1 protein-coding gene and 1 pseudogene are annotated in these 1,118 nt (G+C 69.5%); both read right to left on the bottom strand.

The window, feature by feature from the left end:
- The coding region (locus ACGFU6_RS39320; RefSeq protein ID WP_393617417.1) for an ABC transporter permease at positions 1-767 on the bottom strand (767 nt) is incomplete at its 3' end.
- Positions 764-1,118 (bottom strand): annotated as a pseudogene (locus ACGFU6_RS39315) (ABC transporter); the annotation flags it as partial. The pseudogene ACGFU6_RS39315 and the gene ACGFU6_RS39320, both read right to left, overlap by 4 nt.

Genomic DNA, 1,118 nt, shown 5'->3' with positions numbered 1-1,118 from the left:
GTGGTGGACCAGCGGTAGCCGAGTGTGATGAGGGCGAGGGACCAGGCGATGGTGAGCCAGCCGTTGTTGCCGATTTCGGTGCCGAGGAGGAGTCCGCGCAGGGTTTCGATGGCGGGGGTGAAGGGCTGGTACTCGGCGATGGGGCGGAACCAGGCGGGCATGGTGTCCAGGGGGATGAAGGCGCTGGAGAGCAGGGGGAGCAGGATCATGGGCATGGCGTTGTTGCCGGCTGCTTCGGCGTTGGGGCTGATGAGGCCCATGCCGACGGCGATCCAGGTGAGTGCGGTGGCGAAGAGGACGAGGAGGCCGAGGGCGGCGAGCCATTCCAGGGGGGTGGCGTCGGTGGAGCGGAAGCCGATGGCGACGCCGACGGCGCCGACCAGGACGACGCTCATGACCGCTTGCAGGACGCTCCCGACGACGTGTCCGACCAGGACGGAGCCGCGGTGGATGGCCATGGTGCGGAAGCGGGCGATGATCCCCTCGGTCATGTCGGTGGAGACGGACACGGCGGTTCCCACGACGGTGCTGCCGACGGTCATGAGGAGGATGCCGGGGACGATGTAGGCGATGTACTGGGAGCGGTCCCCGCCCCCGCCGCCGATGCCGGCGCTCATGACGCCGCCGAAGATGTAGACGAAGAGGAGCAGGAGCATGACGGGGGTGAGCAGGAGGTTGAGGGTGAGGGAGGGGTAGCGGCGGGCGTGCAGGAGGTTGCGGCGGAGCATGGTGGTGCAGTCGCGTGCGGCGAGGGGCAGGGTGCTCATCGTGCGGTCTCCTTCGGCCGGCCAGGGATGTCCGGGGTGGCAGGGGTGTTGGGGGTGGCAGGGGTGTTGGGGGTGGTGGTGAGGGCGAAGAACACGTCGTCGAGGTCGGGGGTGTGGACGGTCAGTTCGTCGGCCTGGATGGTGGCGGCGTCGAGGCGGTCCAGGATGGTGCGGAGCTCTTGCTGGCTGCCGTCGCTGGGGATCTGCAGGGAGAGTGCCTCGTCGTCGTGGGTGGTCTCGGGCAGGGCGGTGGTGGCGTGGCGGTAGGCGGCGGGGTCGGTGAAGCGCAGACGCACGTGCCCGCCGGGGATGAGGCGTTTGAGTTCCTTGGCGGTGCCCTGGGCGGCGATC

This window comes from Streptomyces sp. NPDC048462 (assembly GCF_043200175.1).
In the GTDB taxonomy this organism is placed as follows: Bacteria; Actinomycetota; Actinomycetes; order Streptomycetales; family Streptomycetaceae; genus Streptomyces.
The sequence above is the reverse complement of the archived record's forward strand: the minus strand, read 5'-3'. Positions and strand labels throughout refer to the sequence as shown.